This is a genomic window from Vibrio proteolyticus NBRC 13287 (assembly GCF_000467125.1).
Classification (GTDB): domain Bacteria; phylum Pseudomonadota; class Gammaproteobacteria; order Enterobacterales; family Vibrionaceae; genus Vibrio; species Vibrio proteolyticus.
Window position 1 is genome coordinate 40,445 of sequence record NZ_BATJ01000017.1, and the last position, 17,774, is coordinate 58,218.

A 17,774-nucleotide genomic window follows, 5' to 3' on the forward strand; every position below is an offset into this window, starting at 1 on the left:
CAATAATACCTCTCACTTAACCGCAGGTGTTTCACACCACGTTTCACTGAATGAGGTCCACTTTTTATGCCTTTAGCTCTTTTTGCCTTAACCCTGAGTGCGTTTGCTATCGGGACAACCGAGTTTGTCATCGTCGGATTGATTCCGACCATGGCCGCGGATTTGCACGTTTCCCTGCCCTCTGCTGGCTTACTGGTCAGTCTCTATGCGCTGGGGGTTGCGGTCGGCGCGCCCGTCCTGACTGCCCTGACCAGTCGCTGGAATCGCAAAGCCGTTCTGCTGAGTGTCATGAGCCTGTTTGTTGCCGGGAACCTGCTCGCCTGGCAAGCTCCAGGTTACAACACTCTGATTCTGGCTCGTATACTGACAGGTCTGGCGCACGGGGTGTTCTTTTCCATCGGCTCAACCATTGCAACCGGACTGGTGGCCAAAGACAAAGCCGCCAGCGCCATCGCGATCATGTTCACCGGGCTCACCGTAGCGCTGGTGACAGGTGTGCCGCTTGGCACCTATATTGGTCAAACGCTGGGCTGGCAAGCCACCTTTCTCACTGTAGCCATTCTCGGCATCATCGCATTGGCCGGCAGTGCGTTTCTGGTACCTGCGAATCTGAAACAACCGCCAGTCACCAAACTCTCAGCCCAAATGAAAGTCCTGACTCACCCAAGGCTGCTGTTGATTTATGCCATCACTGCACTTGGCTACGGGGGTACCTTTACCGCGTTTACGTTTTTGGCGCCGATTCTGCAAGAAGTGGCCGGTTTCAGTGCGGGATCCGTCGGCCTGATTATGTTGGTTTACGGGGTTTCCGTCGCCATCGGGAATATCTGGGGAGGCCGTCTGGCCGACCAGCACGGGCCAATTAAAGCCCTGACCCTGATCTTTACTGGTCTGGCTGCGGTACTGCTGGCACTGACATTCAGCGCGCACTCTCCATTTGGTGCGGTCTTCACCATCTTAATCTGGGGGGCATTCGCCTTTGGTAACGTACCAGGCTTGCAGGTCTACGTGGTCAAACTGGCAGAGCGTTATACCCCGGATGCCGTGGATGTGGCGTCTGGCCTGAATATCGCGGCCTTCAATGTCGGTATCGCGCTGGGCGCCTGGGGAGGTGGCCTGATCGTAGAACACGCCGACTTGATGGATACTCCCTGGATTGGTGCGCTGATCGTACTTATCGCCCTGCTGATGACCCGTCTGAGCGGTACGTTGGACAAACGGAGCCTTCCACAGGCTAGCCCACAACGCTAAGCGGGTTAAGGTATTCAATGCGGCCGCACAGTGATTTGCTGCCGCTTTTTACGTTCTGCGGCTACGCAGGTGAAACTATCGACTATTCTGCTAATAACACCGCGGGATTTGCAGGAGAAGTTTCCATGTCGCACGTATTCCATCGTCACTGTCATTCCACACTGCCCATGATCGCTTCAGGTCGGGGCGTCTATCTGTTCGATACTGAAGGCAAGCGCTATCTGGATGCCTGTGGCGGTGCGGCGGTTTCCAATCTCGGCCATGACAATCACAGCGTCAAACGCGCTATCGCCCAACAAATGGAGCACATTCCGTTTGCCCATACCGGCTTTTTCACTAATCAGCCTGCCGAAGAGCTGGCGACCCTCCTGTGTCAACTGGCACCTGAACCGCTCAATCGTGTCTACTTCGTCAGCGGCGGCTCTGAAGCGGTGGAAAGCGCATTGAAACTGGCCCGGCAATATTTTCTGGAAAAAGGTCAGCCGGAGAAATGCGAATTTATTGCGCGCCGGCAAAGTTACCACGGCAACACACTCGGAGCTCTGGCTGTCGGAGGCAATGAATGGCGGCGCGAGCAGTTTCGCCCGCTGTTAACGCCCGCTCACCACATTGCTCCTTGTTACAGCTACCGGGATCAACGTGAAGATGAAAGCGAACAGGCGTACGCACTGCGGGTCGCCAATGAGCTGGAAGCACGCATTCTTGAGGTCGGGGCTGAAAAAATCATGGCGTTTGTTGCTGAGCCGGTTGTTGGTGCGACGGCAGGCGCTCTGCCGGCGATCAAAGGTTACTTTCAACGTATCCGCGAAATCTGCGACCAATACGACGTGTTGCTGATCCTGGACGAAGTAATGTGCGGGGTGGGAAGAACCGGGACTTTCTATGCCTTCGAGCAGGATGACGTCATCCCGGATATGGTGACTATCGCAAAAGGACTGGGCGCAGGGTATCAGCCCATCGGTGCCGTGCTGGTTGCCGAACCGATTTATCAGGCAATTGCTGAAGGGAGCGGTTTTTTCCAGCACGGGCATACCTTTATGTGTCACCCCATGGCTTGCGCCGCGGCGTTGGCTACTGTGAAATGCATTGTCGATAATGATCTGTTGCAGCACGTCCGGGCAAAAGGATACCAGCTCAAAGAAAAGCTACGCTGGACGGTAGGCAAATTGCCCAATGTGGGGGATATTCGTGGTCGAGGGCTGTTTATCGGCATTGAACTGGTGTCAGATCAAGCCAGCAAAGCGCCTTTTCCTCCACAGCTGGCGGTACACAAACGCATCAAAGCTCAAGCAATGGCCAACGGCCTGATGATCTATCCGATGGGCGGGACCATCGACGGACGACGTGGCGACCATATTCTACTCGCCCCCCCCTTCATCATCGAAGACAGCGAAATCGATGAACTGATCGACAAACTCTATCTAACCTTGCGTCAGGTGTTTCATGAGCTGGAGGGCCAGCAATGACTCATAGCATCGCGATGATTGTCGCGCCAAACGGAGCACGTAAGACCAAGCAGCACCATGCAGCGCTCCCCGTTTCGGTCAGTGAAATTCGTGCAGAAGCTGTCGCCTGCCGCGATGCCGGCGCCGCCATGATCCACTTACACGCTCGCGATCCACAAGGTGCACATTCGCTGACCATCAACGACAACCAGGCCGTCTATCAGCAGGTCAAACAGGCGGTGGGTGACAGCATGATCGTCCAGCTCACCACGGAAGCGGTCGGTCAGTACACGCCCGAGCAACAAATGGCTCTGATCCGGGCCGTACGGCCAGAAGCAGCCTCATTTGCGCTCAAAGAGCTGATCCCCACGCAGGAACACATTCCTCAAGCCAGTGACTTCTTTCACTGGGTCGCCAGCCAGAATATCCTCTCCCAATACATCCTCTACTCCCCGCCAGAGCTCGCCGAGTATGTGCGCTTGGTTCAGAATGGGTTACTTCCTGAGCAAAAACATCACCTTTTGCTAGTCTTAGGTAGGTATCACCAAAATCAGCAATCCGATCCGCAGGATCTGCTGCCATTTTTCAGCCCCTACTTCTCACAATTGAAGTGCCGCTGGGCTGTATGTGCGTTTGGCAGTCAGGAAGCGCAGTGCCTTACCGCGGGTGCCCTTTTGGGGGGCGATGTTCGGGTGGGGTTCGAGAACAATCACCTGACGTTGTCTGGTCAGCCAGCCATCAGTAACGCGGAGCAGGTAGCGTCGATGCGGCAAATATTGCACTCACTTAACATACAAACACTGGATGCCGAAGGTTTGCGCCAGCAGTTGGTAAGCTGAATTGGCATCATTATGGATGAACATTGGAATAAGGAAGGATCATGAAATCAATCAAATCAGTGATCACGGCCGCTGCCACAGCGCTGATGGTCAGTACCGCTTTCAGTGCCTCGGCCGAAGAAACATTTGTCACCATAGGGACGGGTGGGGTGACGGGGGTGTATTACCCGACCGGTGGGGCCATCTGTCGCCTGGTGAATAAATCCCGCGAAGAGCACGGGGTACGATGTTCAGTGGAGAGCACCGGCGGCTCAATTTACAACCTGAATACCATACGTGCCGGTGAGCTGGATCTGGGGATTGTTCAGTCTGACTGGCAATATCATGCCTACAACGGCTCCAGTGAATTTTCTGATGCGGGTCCGTTCAAAGATCTGCGCGCGGTTTTCTCGATTCACCCGGAACCCTTTACCGTCGTCGCGCGCAGTGATGCCGGTATCAAAACGTTTGATGATCTCAAAGGTAAACGGGTGAACATCGGTAACCCAGGTTCTGGTCAGCGAGGCACCATGGAAGTCCTGATGAAGCAGTATGGCTGGACCAACGATGACTTTAAACTGGTCTCCGAGCTGAAAGCCGCAGAGCAGTCTAAAGCGCTGTGTGACAACAAAATTGATGCGATGGTTTACACCGTCGGCCATCCGAGTGGCGCGATTAAAGAAGCCACCACTTCTTGTGACAGCAAAATCGTCGAAGTTTCCGGACCGAATGTCGACAAGTTGGTGGCAGACAACAGCTTCTATCGTGTTGCGTCCGTCCCAGGCGGTATGTATAACGGTAATCCGGATGACGTGATGACCTTCGGTGTTGGTGCGACCTTTGTCACCTCAAGTAAAGTCCCTGAAGCTGTGGTGTATCAGATTGTCAAAGCGGTGTTTGATAACTTTGAAGATTTCAAAAAACTGCATCCGGCGTTTGCCAATCTGAAAAAAGAAGAGATGATCAAAGACGGTTTGTCTGCCCCTCTGCATCCAGGTGCGATCAAATATTACAAAGAAGCCGGGTTGATGAAATAGCACTCCCGACGAATGCTACAGCGCCATCCTCTGAGATGGCGCTGTTTTTCTATTTAACGGATTTTAAAACGCCCGACGATACGGCTGAGTGACTCCGAAGTAGTGCTCAGCTCTTCGCCAACCAGGCGGCTGTCCGATGCATTCTGATTGAGCTGACGGATGATCTCTTGAATCGCTGCCATGTTGCGGCTCACTTCGTCCGTCACCTGTTTCTGTTCCAGTGCTGAAGTCGCCATCTGCGCGTTCAATTGGTTGATGTCCGTTACTGAATCGGTGACCGTATTGAGTGAGTCCATCACCTGATTGGTACGTGACGCGGTTTCTTCACAGCGATTGCGTGTGGTTTCCATCTCGTTGACGACCGTATCGGTGGTTGATCTCAGTTTGGCCAACATATCGTTGATCTGCGACGTACTGTCCTGAGTTCGTGCCGCGAGCGCACGAACTTCATCCGCCACTACCGCAAAACCACGCCCCTGCTCACCAGCGCGCGCCGCTTCAATCGCCGCATTGAGCGCCAGCAAGTTGGTCTGTTCTGCGATGTCACCAATAACCTGAAGCACCGAGCTGATCTGCTGAGTATCCTGACTCATGGTCCCTATGGTTTGCGACATCGAACTGACCTGACTGACCAACAGGTTGACACTGTCTACCGCACTGCCCACGGTCTGTTTAGACTCCTCCGCATACTGAGAGGTTGTATCGGTCAGGCGAGCGGCGTGATCAGCGCTCTGCTCGACCGAACCGGCCGACGCACTCAGCTCTTCAATCGCGGTGATCGCTTGCTCGGTTTCGATGTTGTGTTGGTTCAACGTGGTCAGATTAGACGATGACTGCAAGGTGAGATCCTGCACCGCGACGTCAATACGCTGAGCCGATGCCGACACATCTTCAAACATGCTTTGCAGCTTTGCGATAAAGCGGTTGATGGCATCCGAAATCTGACCAATTTCGTCTTTAGACTCAACGGTTAAGCGCTGAGTGAGATCGCCGTGGCCCTGAGACAGTTCCCCCACCACACTTTGCAAACGTAGCAACGGCTTAAAGGAAACATGCAGCAAAACCACACTCAACACGATGATCACCAATGCACTGAGCATTAAAGCCAGCGTGATTTTCCAGTTCAGTTGATCCGTGTTGGCCTGAATGCTGTCGGTATCGATGTACCCCGTCAGATTCCACTGCTGTCCGCCAACTTCAACTGTGCGTTCCACTGGGATCAGGTGGCCATTTTGTTTGTTGGAAAAGATCACTGTCTCCCCGGCGGTGAGCTCAACATAACTGCCCTGAGTCGAAAAAGTGGTGATCATCGCTCCCAGCTCAGCCAGATTCATGACGAAAAAATCCACCGAATCATCCGGACGTTTGATCGAGAAAGTTAATGTGGGCCCCCCATTGCCGATTGTGACCGGGCTGATCGCTTGTTCAGCGGTTTGAGCCTGGGCTAAATCGACGTATTTTTGCCCCTGCGTCTCATCCATATTACCGGTTTCATCAAATGCGTAACCATTGAACACCTTAACAATTTTGGCAAAGCCAGAGTTGGCCGCCGTATCGGCAATATCCATCATGCTGAAGTTAAGGCTGGTTGCCAGCGACAAACGCGATGCCAGTTCATCATTGAGCTTTTCTCCAATCAAATTCACATTGTGCGTGATATTTTTGGTGTCAGACTGGTGAATATACGCGCTGATAAAATGGTTAACGCTGAGATAAGAAATAAGAATTGTGGTTGTGATTATTGCGACAATCAGCGCAATAATCTTATTTTTGAAAGAGAGATTGGCCATCACACTTTACATCCTTAAAAGTGACTAAAAATCGTTGCACTCCGGCAACTTAACTAACAATCGGCAATTGTTAAAAATTCTTTAACGGCAAATCCTATCCTGTGATGAGTGTATTGACAATCAATTGTTTCAACAATGAAACAGGCGCTAGCGGAAATAAATATCCCAAAAGAAATACACGGTAATGACAATACTCGATAACGTCACAAACCCACGGACATACTGTTGAGGAATCTTGCGTGAAACTCTGGCAGCCAGGTAACCGCCAACCAGTGTACCGACCATCACCACGATACCTCTTGGCCAGTCAATCGAACCATCCAACACAAAGATCACGATGGCGATCAGGGCAACGCAAGACGAGACCAGCAACTTGAGCCCATTCATCACATTGATGTTTTGGTAACCCGCCAGCGACAAGTAACTCAGTACAATAATACCGAGACCAGCATTAAAGAAACCGCCATACGCTGACACGGCGACCAACAACAATGCCAACAGCACCGCTCCCAGACGGCCCGCGTGTTTGTGCTCAACCGCCAGCGATGTCACCCACTGATGGATCTGACGGCCACACACAAACAATATCGTTGCAAAAAGCAGTAACCACGGAATCGCTTCCAGAAACAGTTGCTCCGGGGTATTAAGCAGTAAATATGCCCCTAACGCGCCCCCGAACGTGCTGAAGACCACGGTGCGGCGCAAACCGCGCGGATCTTCGCGGATATCACGACGAAAACCGTATGCCCCGCTCAAATAACCCGCACATGCAGCAAAAGTATTGGTTGCGTTAGCCGCAATGGGCGGTACACCAACAAACATCAACGCCGGAAAGGTAATGAAACTGCCCCCTCCTGCGACTGAATTCAGAATGCCGCCGATCACACCGGCCACAAACAGTAAAAGCCACTCCATGCTCACCGTCGTCCTTGTTAAATAGATGTGAATCATCAAGATACACGTAGTGTCATGACCGACACAAGGGCACGTCTCACATTGGGCAACCCGCATAAAAAAGCAGGGTTTCCCCTGCCTGTTCAAATCCGTTTATCCGGCGTGTCCTAATAAACGAAAGTTCCAGTTTTCAACCTCACCTGTCTCTATCCGGCTAAGAATTTTCTCTTTCCAGCTGTGAGAGAGCGCGCTCTGAGCTAGCAGCTTTTCGAGCCCCTGAGGATTGAGCGGATTACCAAAGTAGAGTTCGCACACCTGCCGAATAGACATCGCGTTCTCCGGGCGTTCGATCAGCTCAAGTGGTGCGTTGACACTCACCCGGCCAGGCTGAATAACGCGATACAGCCAGCCACACCGACTGACGGCCTGCATATCCACAGAAAACTGCTCCACACCCCAACGTTTACTCAGTTTGTAGCAAGGCGAGCGTGGCTGGCTAACTTCAATAATGGCGTCTCCCCAACGATAGCGATCACCGATGTAGACCGTTTTTTCTGTCATTCCCTCAGAGCTGAGGTTCTCACCCATGCCTGGTGCTCGCCACTGGTCGTCTGTCTTATACTTGCTTTGCCAGTACGCATAATGCTCGGAAGGATACTGATGCAGTGCACGTTCACTGCCGCCGTGGAAACGGGTTTCGGCACATTCATCCCCTTCAATTCCCGTGGTGGTCAGAAATACCTCTTCGGACACCGGCTGTTTATCCATCGCCGTTGTCATCCCATAGCTCTGTTTCACTTGTCCGCGATAAACGCCTGTCAGATAAAATGTGGTCATGCCCGCCTCCTTGTGCTGGAACACATAGTGTAACTCAATCCGCTAAGCAAATGAAAACAAGCACATATCTCGACAGCACGGTTTTTTCCGGATAAAGTCATCTAACAATTCAATCACATGCCGGAACCAAGTTCATGAATTCTGTAATCGATACCATTCTTTCTCACCGTTCCATTCGCAAGTACACAGGCGAACCTATCAGCAAAGCAGATCTGGATACCATTATTCAGTCGGGACTGGCGGCATCATCTTCGAGTATGTTGCAGGTCGTTTCTGTTATTCGGGTAACGGACAGTGATAAGCGTAAAGCATTAGCTCATCTCGCCGGCGATCAGGCCTACGTAGAGAATGCGGCCGAATTTTTGGTGTTCTGTATCGACTACCAACGTCATTTTGAACTGAACAATGACGTCAAACCGGACTTTACCGAGCTGATGCTGATCGGAGCGATTGATGCGGGTATTATGGCGCAGAACTGCCTGCTGGCCGCCGAATCTCTGGGGCTTGGCGGTGTTTACATCGGTGGTCTGAGAAACTGTGTGAACGAAGTCGACGAGCTGCTGGGTATGCCAACGCATACCGCGGTGCTGTTTGGTATGTGTCTTGGGCACCCTGATCAAAACCCGGAACTGAAACCACGCCTGCCAGCCAAAGTCATCATGCATGAAAATCAGTATCAGACGCTTGATCACTCCGATATTGAGGCGTATGACCAAACCATGCTGGACTACTACGGCAAACGGTCCAGCAATCAGAAATCAGAAACCTGGTCCGAACAGGTCACCAGTAAACTGGCCGGAGAGTCGCGGCCACACATTCTGCCTTACCTTAATCGCAAAGGGCTGGCCAAACGCTAGTCTTGGTCGAGGTCGGTGTCTTTATCGGCCTCATTTATCCAGTTTATCAAACACCGCTCGCCACTCGCTCAGTTCATCGCGAAAATACCGAGTCTGACGTGAGTTCATCGAACGCACTATGGCTACCAGTTTTTTCCGCGCCACATTGCGATTAAACGCCATCTTCTGAGTCAGCTCATCTGAATAATAGCTGTCGTAATTGAACATCAGCCGATTAAATCTGGGTTGAAAATAGGTGAGATCATCACGCCGGATAAGCAGAGTGTGCAGTTCACTGCGCATTTGACGCTGATGCTCTATCCACGCTGGGCTGGTAATTTCCACCTCATTTGCCCACTGGCGGACCAACTGATGTTGTTGATCATTTAATCTGCCCAGCCACTGCTCTAGACGCTCAGTGATCCGCTCTTGATAGTGCTCTCGGTGCTGCTTGTCGCTGCGCGATTCGCGCTTGCGACGAAAGTCTTCCTGTTTGTCAGTCAGATTGTCTATAAATTCATTCACTTGTTCATCACTGAGCTGACGAGTCAGCGCGTACACATCCGGCGCTGCGCGGGAGATCAAACGTTGAGTATGTTGCTGAAAGCTCTGCTCTTCTCGTTCAAGCTGTGCGAGAGTGAACTGACTAGGCTCCATCGTCTCCAACCGTTGCAAATGCACCTTGTACGTAGGCAGCTCTTCTTGTTTGAGCCAGTCCTTCCACAAATCAACGCGCTGTGTGATCACTGTCTCCTGCTCATCGGTCAGATCAACGTAATCTTCCACGTAATCGATAACAAACCAATCCATATTGTTGTACACAAATTGCGTTCCGCATCCAGCCAGCAGAACCAATACCAATAACGCACCAAGCCTGGGGTTCATGTTGAGTCCTCACCTGAAATGTACTTGAGCTGCTGCTTAACACTATAGCAGCCCGCCGGCAGTCTCATGCCAGACAAAGAAAAACGCCGCTCTGAAGAGCGGCGTTTAGCGGGGTTACATATCATGTTGGATGATGTTGTTCTGCAACAAGGTATCTACTATCTGTGTCGAGCTCATGTTGGAGAAGTCCAGCTGAGAACCCAGATCTTCCACCACAATCGTCTGCGTCACGTCATTATCCGTTGTGATCTCCAGTGACACATTGTTGGTCGACTGATCCCAGCTCGCATCGATCTGATCCGACAGCGCAGACAACAGTTGATCCATCGGCACCGTCTTGAGATCGGAAATCACATCGCGCAGGTCGATACTGTCTCCTTCAGCAATGCTGAAATCCGTGATGGTATCGGTCACACCGCCATCCACACTGTCTTCGGTCCAGCGGAAAATATCGCTGCCGGCACCGCCAGTCAGAATGTCCGATCCCAAACCACCGATCAAAACGTCATCGCCGTCACCCCCCACCAGAGTATCGTTACCGGCTCCGCCTTCAATCAGGTCGTTGCCGTCGCCCGCCGTCAGATGAATACCGGAGTCATCCCCCGACAACCAACTGTCTTCAGTTGCTGCGGATTTATCGATATCTGTGCCATCCCCGGTCACCTCTAACTGGATATGGATAGGTGCCGACTCCGCCGTATCATTGTTGCTCTCGGTCGAAATTGCCGTCACGCTGATATCGTGTATCCCTTGACCCGCACCAGTAATGGTCAGCGAATCAATTTCGTCAGCTGGTACGATCCAATGCGTTCCGTCGAAACTGATACCGGAACTGATCGCCGCGCTCGAGATCGTGGCATCTGCCGGGACATTGCTCAGTTGTAACGTCAGCACTTCATCCAAATCGGTCAATGCTGCCATAATGCCGACCAATGCCAGTCCCTGAGCACTAACGCTCTGGCTGGCGGTGATCTGCTTGACGTAGTTGAAATTCGGATCAATGTTCAGGATTGGCGTATCGGCCACGCGCTGCACATCAATATCAAAGGTCTGCTCATCGCTCAGCGCACCTTCGCCGACTTGTGAATAAACACCGTTGTCGTCCGCTCTGACTGTCAGTGCAATCTGATCCGAAACAACTTCGCTGGCATCGACAAACACACCACTGGCCGGGTCATTCGAAGACAGCACTGCATTGATGTCATCCAGCGTTCCCATCAGGATCACCTGACCAGGCAAACCAGAGCCCTGAGTCACACCACTGCCGGCCGGCAACACCACGTCCAGATCGCCGTCCGAGATACTCAGCGTCACGGTAATCACGTCGTTGACATGAGCCGCATCGTAGTCCACATCGCTGACACTGATCCCGCTGATTTTCTGCGCGCTGTCTTCCATGATCGAGCTGGTTACCGCGCTGCCATCGATCACCGGCGCATCATTGGTTGCCAGGACGTCAATCTGTGCGCTGCCAGCTACCGTTTGCGGATCTGCAACACCGTTGGTGGTGCCGTCATCGGTAATGTCGTACGTGAAGCTCACCGTCCCATAGAAGTCCTGAGCTGGAGTGAATACCCAGTGACCGCTCGCCGCGTCAAACACAACGGTGCCCATCGCCGGATCGCTCACCTGAACATTACTGACCGTCAGGTTGTCATTCTCTACATCCGTAGCATTGGCCAGCAACTGGTCGGAAGTAATCACCACCGGGCCACCATCTTCCAGCGCATCCGGTAACGACACCAATGACGTTTCTGGCGCATCGTTCACTTCCGTCACCGTAATCACAAAACCGCCGCTGTTGGTGCTTGAGGTTGAATCATCACCAGGAATAACCACACCTTCATTGCCCTGGTCATCCACTGTCATCGATACATTCACGTCACCATTGAAGTCCGGCTCCGGCTGGAAGATCACCAGTCCGCCAGTCAGCGCGCTGTTGATCTCGTCGACCGTACCACGAATTTCGATTGATGCTGTGCCGTCACCGTTAACGGTCAGATTCCCAAGGAACGCCGGATCCAGATTGAGAATGCCGCTGTCAACACTCAGGGTTAAGACGTACTCCGCATTCGGATCATCCAGCTCGGCATCCACGTCAGCAATCGTGAAGTCCTTGAGAAGGATGGTCGAGTCTTCCGTCATCTCAACATCCGTAATGTCGTTAAACACTGGCTGATCGTTGACCGCATCGACTTTCACGTTGACATCGAACTCCTGTGCAGGCCCCAGGTTCTGTGACCCATCCAGGCCGGTATCAACCGACTGCACTTTAACATGCAGCGACTCGGCCCAGTTGTTGCTGTTCGCATCACCGGAATTGAAAACAATGCTATCCAGGCTCTGCGCATCGACTTCCAGTACCCAAACGCCACCGCCCATATTGGCACCCAATGTGCCATCCGGCAGCGAAATAGAGGCGCCATCCGGCACTCCGGAAATCTCCAGACGCAGCGTTTCCGGATTGTTTTCGGTGACATTACCACTGTCGCCAATCGAGTCCTGATTGTCCGTTACCGACGCTTTGATATCGATTTCGATATTCTCACCTTCACGGCCTGACACATTGGTATCCGGTTCCACATCCACAATGTCACCGATCGGATTCACCGTAACTTTGAAGCTGCCCGTATGTTCAGTCGGAACACCCAATAACTCTTCCTGAGTAAACACCGTTAGGCCAAGTTCAACCTCACCACTGAAGTTTTTCGGCGGTTTGATCTCAATCGCACTCAGGTCAATCGAGGTTTGATCCGGATTCTTAAGCTGGATGCTCCACTCACCATTGCCATTGTTCTTCACCACAAAATCGGGAGAATTTGACTGGATGACAAAATCGGTCGGTACACCGGTCAGCTTCATCGACACAAATTCTTCCGAACCATCGGTATCGGTCAGTGTCACCGTCAGACCAGAAGCCCCATCGTTAAGCGAAATCCAGCTGTCTTCGTCGCCTACTACTTCGAACGGTTGATCAGGATCCATACCAGAAATGATGATGTCATCCACCACTGGCGTGACTTCAAATGAAACACTGCTGTCAAACTCTTTGGTATCGCTGTGCGTCTCACCTGTGGTGTCGTCGAACGTGACACTGTCTGTGATCTTACCGCTGATCTCGATCGTCACGGTATTCTGGCCATTGCCCGTCGGATAGTTCGGACCGGGTTTAAACAATACATTGTCCAGAGCGCCAGCGTCGATCTCGGCTTCGCTGAAGGTCAACGTCGTGCCCAGACTATTACCATCTGCATCAACGAATTCACCCATGGCACTGTCTGGAATGGTCAGCGTGATCTCGGTCAGTTTCTCGACACCGCCATCCGTCAGACTGGTCGATTGATCGGCAAAATCAGCCGAGAAGTCCAGTTGGATAATGCCATCTTCGTACCCCACACCATCATTGGTCGGAGTGTCGTTGTCCAAGTCTGTCGGTTGTTTGTTTCCATCCAGGCCCAGGGTACCTTTGATGTTGACGCTGAAATCAGGCACCAAGCTAGTATCCAGCGGCTGATCGCCAGCATCCGGTACATCCGCCAGCGGATAAACCTGCACCGGAATCTCTTCGACGACGTATTTCTCATCACCGGACTCTTGATCTGTGGTAACAAACTGAACCGGCAGTTTAAAGTCACCAGAGTAATCTTCGGGTAAATGCAGTACTAAGCCATCCAGGCCGGTAATGTTACCATCAGCGTCGACCCCGGCTTTGAACACGTACTTACCGTTAATAAAGTCGACATCCGTAGAACTAATGTAGCTACCTGCTGGCAGATCGCCGGCATCAATCACAATGGTCAGCTCATCAACCGCATCATCGTGGTTGCTGACAGATATCATCGACCCTAACTGAGCCCCGAGATCGATTTCGTTGTCTTCACTCCCGGACACGATGCCGTTGCCGTCATAGACAATGTCAGCCGCGATGCTGTCCACGGGTGTCAATTCAGTCGGGAACTCTAGTTCAACATGCATCTCACGGACCTCCGTGGAATCTTTTTCCACCGAGTCTTCACCCCTGTCTTTTACCTGGGCAGAGATCGTGATACCAATTTTGCTGGTTGGGTCATTGTCACTGGAATCATTTGGCGTTAAATCCAGTCCGGCTGGCGCCTTGATTGAGAAGTTTGCTTCATCGGTAATGACCCAGCGTCCATTGCCTTCGTTTACCGCACCAGTGATCAATAGCTGGCTGAGCACATCAGGATCGGTAATATCAAATTGCACCACCAGTTGTGTGACCACTTCATCGGAAGACAGATCAAACTCCTGATACTTGATGATATTGGCTCCGGCCTCACCACCATCAGAATCATTGATGGTAAAGCTGATGCTGCCTTTGTCGTCAGATTGCACAGTGTGAATCACCGTGCCGTCTGGCTGGGTCAACACTAGTTTTTCATCCGTCGCATCATTGCCCGTGTTATTTTCCGGCTCAACAATCGGGTTCACGGTCACATTGACGCTGCCACTAATGGTTTTTTCGACAATGCCTTCACCCGGATTTCCGGCGTCCACGTATTCGTGGTCAATCTCTTTCACGTTAACCGAGGTGTTGAGCGTGAAGTCCTTACTGGAGTCTTCTTCCAGCTGAACCTGAATATAGCCATGTTGAGTAATGCGCGCAGAGAAATCCTGCTCACTTTCCCCTGGATTTGGTTCTAGGATCAATTTTCCGTCGGCGGTCAGTGCCACTGGTTGCCCATCGACAAACACGGTACTGCCTGCCGGGAAGCCATCGATCTCAAGATGCGTGAAGAACTCATCACTGTCCGGGCTCTGAGTCTGCGTCGGCTGCCAGTCAATATTAATGCGCGTGTCTTCGTCACCTTCTGAGCCAACCACGTAGCCGTCCTGCGCATCAATCACAGGCTTGACTTTGATCACCACCTGAGTCTCCACTTCGCGCGTGTGACCGTCGTTTTCGGTAACCACCACGGTGGCGGTGATGTTGATGTTCTCAGTTGATGAATGCGTCGGGCGCACCACAATGCCGGAATCAAAATTGGCTCCGGTGATATTGGCTTCATACATAGGTTCGCCGTTCGCATCGTACCCGACAAACGTCAAGTTGACGTTCTGACCGTTGCTGTCGTAAATCTCCACCCCCGCCGGGATGTTGGACAGGACAACCGACAGCGTTTCGGAGTGATCCTGCGGTGTATCGGCCGCTTCACCAGAAACGAAGGTGAAATTGATGTGCGCTTCGGAGTTCTCTTCAATCGTGGTCTGAACGCCTTTTACGCCGTCCACATCAATGGATTCCCATTGCGTCGGGCCGTCATCAGACACGTTGACGTCCGGCATGTCCGCCACACCTTTGACTGCAACATTAACTGTTTTCGAGCCCAACGAGGTTTCATCCACCACCGTACCGGTCGAGAGGTCGGCCGTGTCTTTGACAATACCTTCCACTTTGAACGAAAAGTCTTCGTTACTATTGAGCGGCGGCAGCACTTCAACCTGATCCAGGTACGCTTCCGGTACTTCGTAGTACAGCAGGTTGCCCTGATCATCAAAGACTTCCTGAATCGGATTATCTGCCGGATCACCCAGCCAAATCATGGTAACGCCATCAAGAGTAAAATCCGAAATACGTACAAACATGCTTTCTGAGCCATCGCCATCCGGCGACGCGGTCATGGTAATCACTTCGCTAAGAAGCAAGGGATCGTGTTCCGTGGTTGGATCAACCGCATCCTGATGCGATGCATTGTCCTCAAAGATACTGATGCGATTGACACTGAAGCTGCCTTTATCGGCAACAGGCGCCACATCAATCACAATCTGTTCCGTCTCCGACCGTGCCGACTCTTTACCGCTGACTGCATTTTCGCTTTCAGTGGTGATCGCCGTAACATCGAGCTTGATCTGACCGGAGAAATTGTCTGCCGGGTCAACCTGAACCTGATCGATACGGCTGGCGTCGACCAAATAAGTGCCGTCGGCCTGCTGCGGGATCGGTGAACCATCCGAGTAAACCAGCGTAGCGTTGTCGCCGCCTTCTACAAACTTCAGCTCGTAGACAATCGCTTCCGGATTACTGGTGTCCTGAGTTTCGGCCTGAATGTTGAGCGCAACATTGTCTGCGTCTTCGTCCACTTCATAGTGGAAGTCACTGTCGCTGGTCCAGGTCGCAATGTCCGCCACACTCTGTACGTCGATGTGCAGCTTGCCGTTGACATTATGGTCCGCCTGACCTTCATTCAGAATTTGCACCGTCAAGTTCACATCAAAACCACCCTCGTTCGAGGCGTAGTTGCGGTCCGGTACAAAATAGAGATTATCGAGTGTGGCTACCGTGCCGTTCATTGACTGCTCAACATCATCCGCATTGAGCACATAGGTGTTGCCCACTTTGGTCAGTTCGTGCAGCACGCCGCTGGCGTCTTTGTAGTAGAACGTACCATGGATCTGATCGGCATTCTTGATGGTGATCTGACCGATGGATTCATCTCGGTCGAGGTCATGCAAATCAACAGACAAGTTCACTTTCGCTGGCGACTGATCCAGAGTATCCAGGTTGTCCTGAATGTTGGCCGAATCAAGAGCCCCAATCGTGCCATCACGTCCTGAATCTTCGAACGTGCTCACCGAAGACGATTCAATGGTCGCATTCTGATCTTTAATACTGATATCCAGATCTGCGGTGGTGGTGTCCTGATCGCCATCGGTTGCGGTAACCTGTACCGTAAAATCGATCGAGTCAGTCTGCGAGTGATCCAGATTCTCAACCGGATTGAAGGTAATACGACCGTCCGTACGCACCACCAAGGTGCCGACCTGTGTTTCAACACCATTAACGGTTTTGTAGACGTCGACGGTAACGTTGCTGCCGTTTAGCTCAACAACATCGTGCTTCACGCCATTGCCATCAACAAAGTACACATCGGCTTCCGCGGCCGTGAAGGAGGTGATTTCACTGCCGTCTGAGCCGTAGTCCAGATCCCCTTCAACCGGATCTTTAAACATTTGAACTGTTTTCCCACCCTGGCCTTCCACTCGGGAAATCGAGTTGTCGTACAGCGTTGGTACATCATCAACGATGGTCATATCCAACTGACCTGTAGTGGTGTCGCCATCCCGGTCAGTGGCAATGATCGGCAGTTCCACCAGCAACTTGTCTTCACCCTGTGCTGAGTGGTCCACCGGACCTTTCAGTTCGAGTGAGTAGCTGCCGTCCGCATTGAGTTTGAGAGTAAAGATCACCGTACCATCGGGTTTCACCGCGTCATAAACAAAGTTATTACCCGTCGAGCTGACTTGTTTCAGCTCCAGCAACTCACCGCCCGACGTCATGCCATTGAGTACGTCCTGAGTCAGATCAATCTGGTAAGAAACCACCGTATCGGCACCTTCTTCGGTCGTAAACTCACCACTGGCAACCAATGAGTCTTTGTTGAGCTCAGAGCCGCCTGGCAAATCGTCTTCGTCTACTTCCAGTGGCTTCGACGTAATGTTCGATGGCACATCATCCACAATGGTGATCTTCAACTCTGCCGGATCGGAGACATCGCCGTCTTTATCTGTTGCTGTAACCGGAATGGTCAGTACCCATTCGTTTTCACCATTGGCATCAGGGTGATCAATCGGTTGCAACAACTCAAACTCATAACGATTGGTGTTGGCATCGAAGACCAGCTCAAACACAACCTCATTGCTACCCGTTGTCACCGCATGGTAGACCGTTACGCCATTGCTGCTGCTCACTTCAATCAGCTCAACGTCCTGGCCATTCGATTGCAAATCTTTGACCGCTTCAGACAGATCAGCCACCTGATAGCTGTCGACACCATCCGCACCGGCCGTCACATCAAACGCGCCACCAATTTTGGTCGGATCGCTACCGTCAGAACCACCCACCAAATCGTCTTCATCCACAGATCCCGATTCAATTGCATTAATCGACGGTTTATCGTCCGCAATAGTCACAGGTAACGTCATGGTATCGCTGTCGCCATCGAAATCCGTCACGACGATC

At 52.1% G+C, this 17,774-nt stretch carries 10 protein-coding genes; 5 read left to right on the top strand and 5 right to left on the bottom strand.

Translation table 11 applies throughout. From position 1 onward, the window contains the following. The first annotated feature begins 66 nt into the window (after window positions 1-66). The 4 genes from VPR01S_RS16780 (at window position 67) to VPR01S_RS16795 (ending at window position 4,551) form a co-directional block, all read left to right on the top strand. Window positions 67-1,251: an MFS transporter gene (locus VPR01S_RS16780; protein WP_021706558.1), complete on the top strand. Its 1,185-nt coding sequence runs from the start codon at window positions 67-69 to the stop codon at window positions 1,249-1,251. 125 nt (window positions 1,252-1,376) lie between these two features. After that, window positions 1,377-2,717, top strand: a complete 1,341-nt coding sequence (locus VPR01S_RS16785; RefSeq protein WP_021706559.1) for an aspartate aminotransferase family protein — start codon at window positions 1,377-1,379, stop codon at window positions 2,715-2,717. Continuing rightward, window positions 2,714-3,535, top strand: coding sequence for a beta-keto acid cleavage family enzyme (locus VPR01S_RS16790; RefSeq protein ID WP_021706560.1), 822 nt, complete (start codon window positions 2,714-2,716; stop codon window positions 3,533-3,535). The genes VPR01S_RS16785 and VPR01S_RS16790 overlap by 4 nt, the downstream gene beginning before the upstream one ends. Before the next feature lie 41 nt (window positions 3,536-3,576). Then, window positions 3,577-4,551, top strand: coding sequence for a TAXI family TRAP transporter solute-binding subunit (locus VPR01S_RS16795; protein WP_021706561.1), 975 nt, complete (start codon window positions 3,577-3,579; stop codon window positions 4,549-4,551). 53 nt (window positions 4,552-4,604) lie between these two features. Here the strand turns inward: VPR01S_RS16795 and VPR01S_RS16800 are convergent, their stop codons facing one another. From VPR01S_RS16800 to VPR01S_RS16810, 3 genes are all read right to left on the bottom strand, one after another. Further along, window positions 4,605-6,341, bottom strand: coding sequence for a methyl-accepting chemotaxis protein (locus VPR01S_RS16800; RefSeq protein WP_040902997.1), 1,737 nt, complete (start codon window positions 6,339-6,341; stop codon window positions 4,605-4,607). Between the two features lie 147 nt (window positions 6,342-6,488). Continuing rightward, the gene (locus VPR01S_RS16805) at window positions 6,489-7,256 is read right to left on the bottom strand and encodes a sulfite exporter TauE/SafE family protein (protein WP_021706563.1); all 768 of its coding nucleotides are present in this window, start codon (window positions 7,254-7,256) and stop codon (window positions 6,489-6,491) included. A gap of 132 nt (window positions 7,257-7,388) precedes the next feature. Next, window positions 7,389-8,072 (bottom strand): MOSC domain-containing protein, encoded by a 684-nt coding sequence (locus tag VPR01S_RS16810; protein WP_021706564.1) that lies wholly within the window; start codon window positions 8,070-8,072, stop codon window positions 7,389-7,391. Window positions 8,073-8,206: 134 nt separating this feature from the next. Between VPR01S_RS16810 and nfsA the strand changes: the two genes are divergently transcribed. After that, entirely contained in the window at window positions 8,207-8,929 is a 723-nt protein-coding gene (gene nfsA, locus VPR01S_RS16815) for an oxygen-insensitive NADPH nitroreductase (RefSeq protein WP_021706565.1), read from the top strand. A 30-nt stretch (window positions 8,930-8,959) separates the two neighbouring features. Here nfsA and VPR01S_RS16820 read toward each other — a convergent pair whose 3' ends face one another. Both VPR01S_RS16820 and VPR01S_RS16825 read right to left on the bottom strand, forming a co-directional pair. Continuing rightward, window positions 8,960-9,793, bottom strand: coding sequence for a DUF6279 family lipoprotein (locus VPR01S_RS16820; RefSeq protein WP_021706566.1), 834 nt, complete (start codon window positions 9,791-9,793; stop codon window positions 8,960-8,962). A 114-nt stretch (window positions 9,794-9,907) separates the two neighbouring features. Then, a partial coding sequence (locus VPR01S_RS16825) for a T1SS-143 repeat domain-containing protein (RefSeq protein WP_021706567.1) occupies window positions 9,908-17,774 on the bottom strand: 7,867 nt, incomplete at its 5' end.

Excerpts from the sequence above, each read along its gene's own strand:
- VPR01S_RS16780 (WP_021706558.1), top strand. The coding sequence starts at position 67 with ATGCCTTTAGCTCTTTTTGCCTTAACCCTGAGTGCGTTTGCTATCGGG.
- VPR01S_RS16785 (WP_021706559.1), top strand. The coding sequence starts at position 1,377 with ATGTCGCACGTATTCCATCGTCACTGTCATTCCACACTGCCCATGATC.
- VPR01S_RS16790 (WP_021706560.1), top strand. The coding sequence starts at position 2,714 with ATGACTCATAGCATCGCGATGATTGTCGCGCCAAACGGAGCACGTAAG.
- VPR01S_RS16795 (WP_021706561.1), top strand. The coding sequence starts at position 3,577 with ATGAAATCAATCAAATCAGTGATCACGGCCGCTGCCACAGCGCTGATG.
- VPR01S_RS16800 (WP_040902997.1), bottom strand. The coding sequence starts at position 6,341 with ATGGCCAATCTCTCTTTCAAAAATAAGATTATTGCGCTGATTGTCGCA.
- VPR01S_RS16805 (WP_021706563.1), bottom strand. The coding sequence starts at position 7,256 with ATGGAGTGGCTTTTACTGTTTGTGGCCGGTGTGATCGGCGGCATTCTG.
- VPR01S_RS16810 (WP_021706564.1), bottom strand. The coding sequence starts at position 8,072 with ATGACCACATTTTATCTGACAGGCGTTTATCGCGGACAAGTGAAACAG.
- nfsA (WP_021706565.1), top strand. The coding sequence starts at position 8,207 with ATGAATTCTGTAATCGATACCATTCTTTCTCACCGTTCCATTCGCAAG.
- VPR01S_RS16820 (WP_021706566.1), bottom strand. The coding sequence starts at position 9,793 with ATGAACCCCAGGCTTGGTGCGTTATTGGTATTGGTTCTGCTGGCTGGA.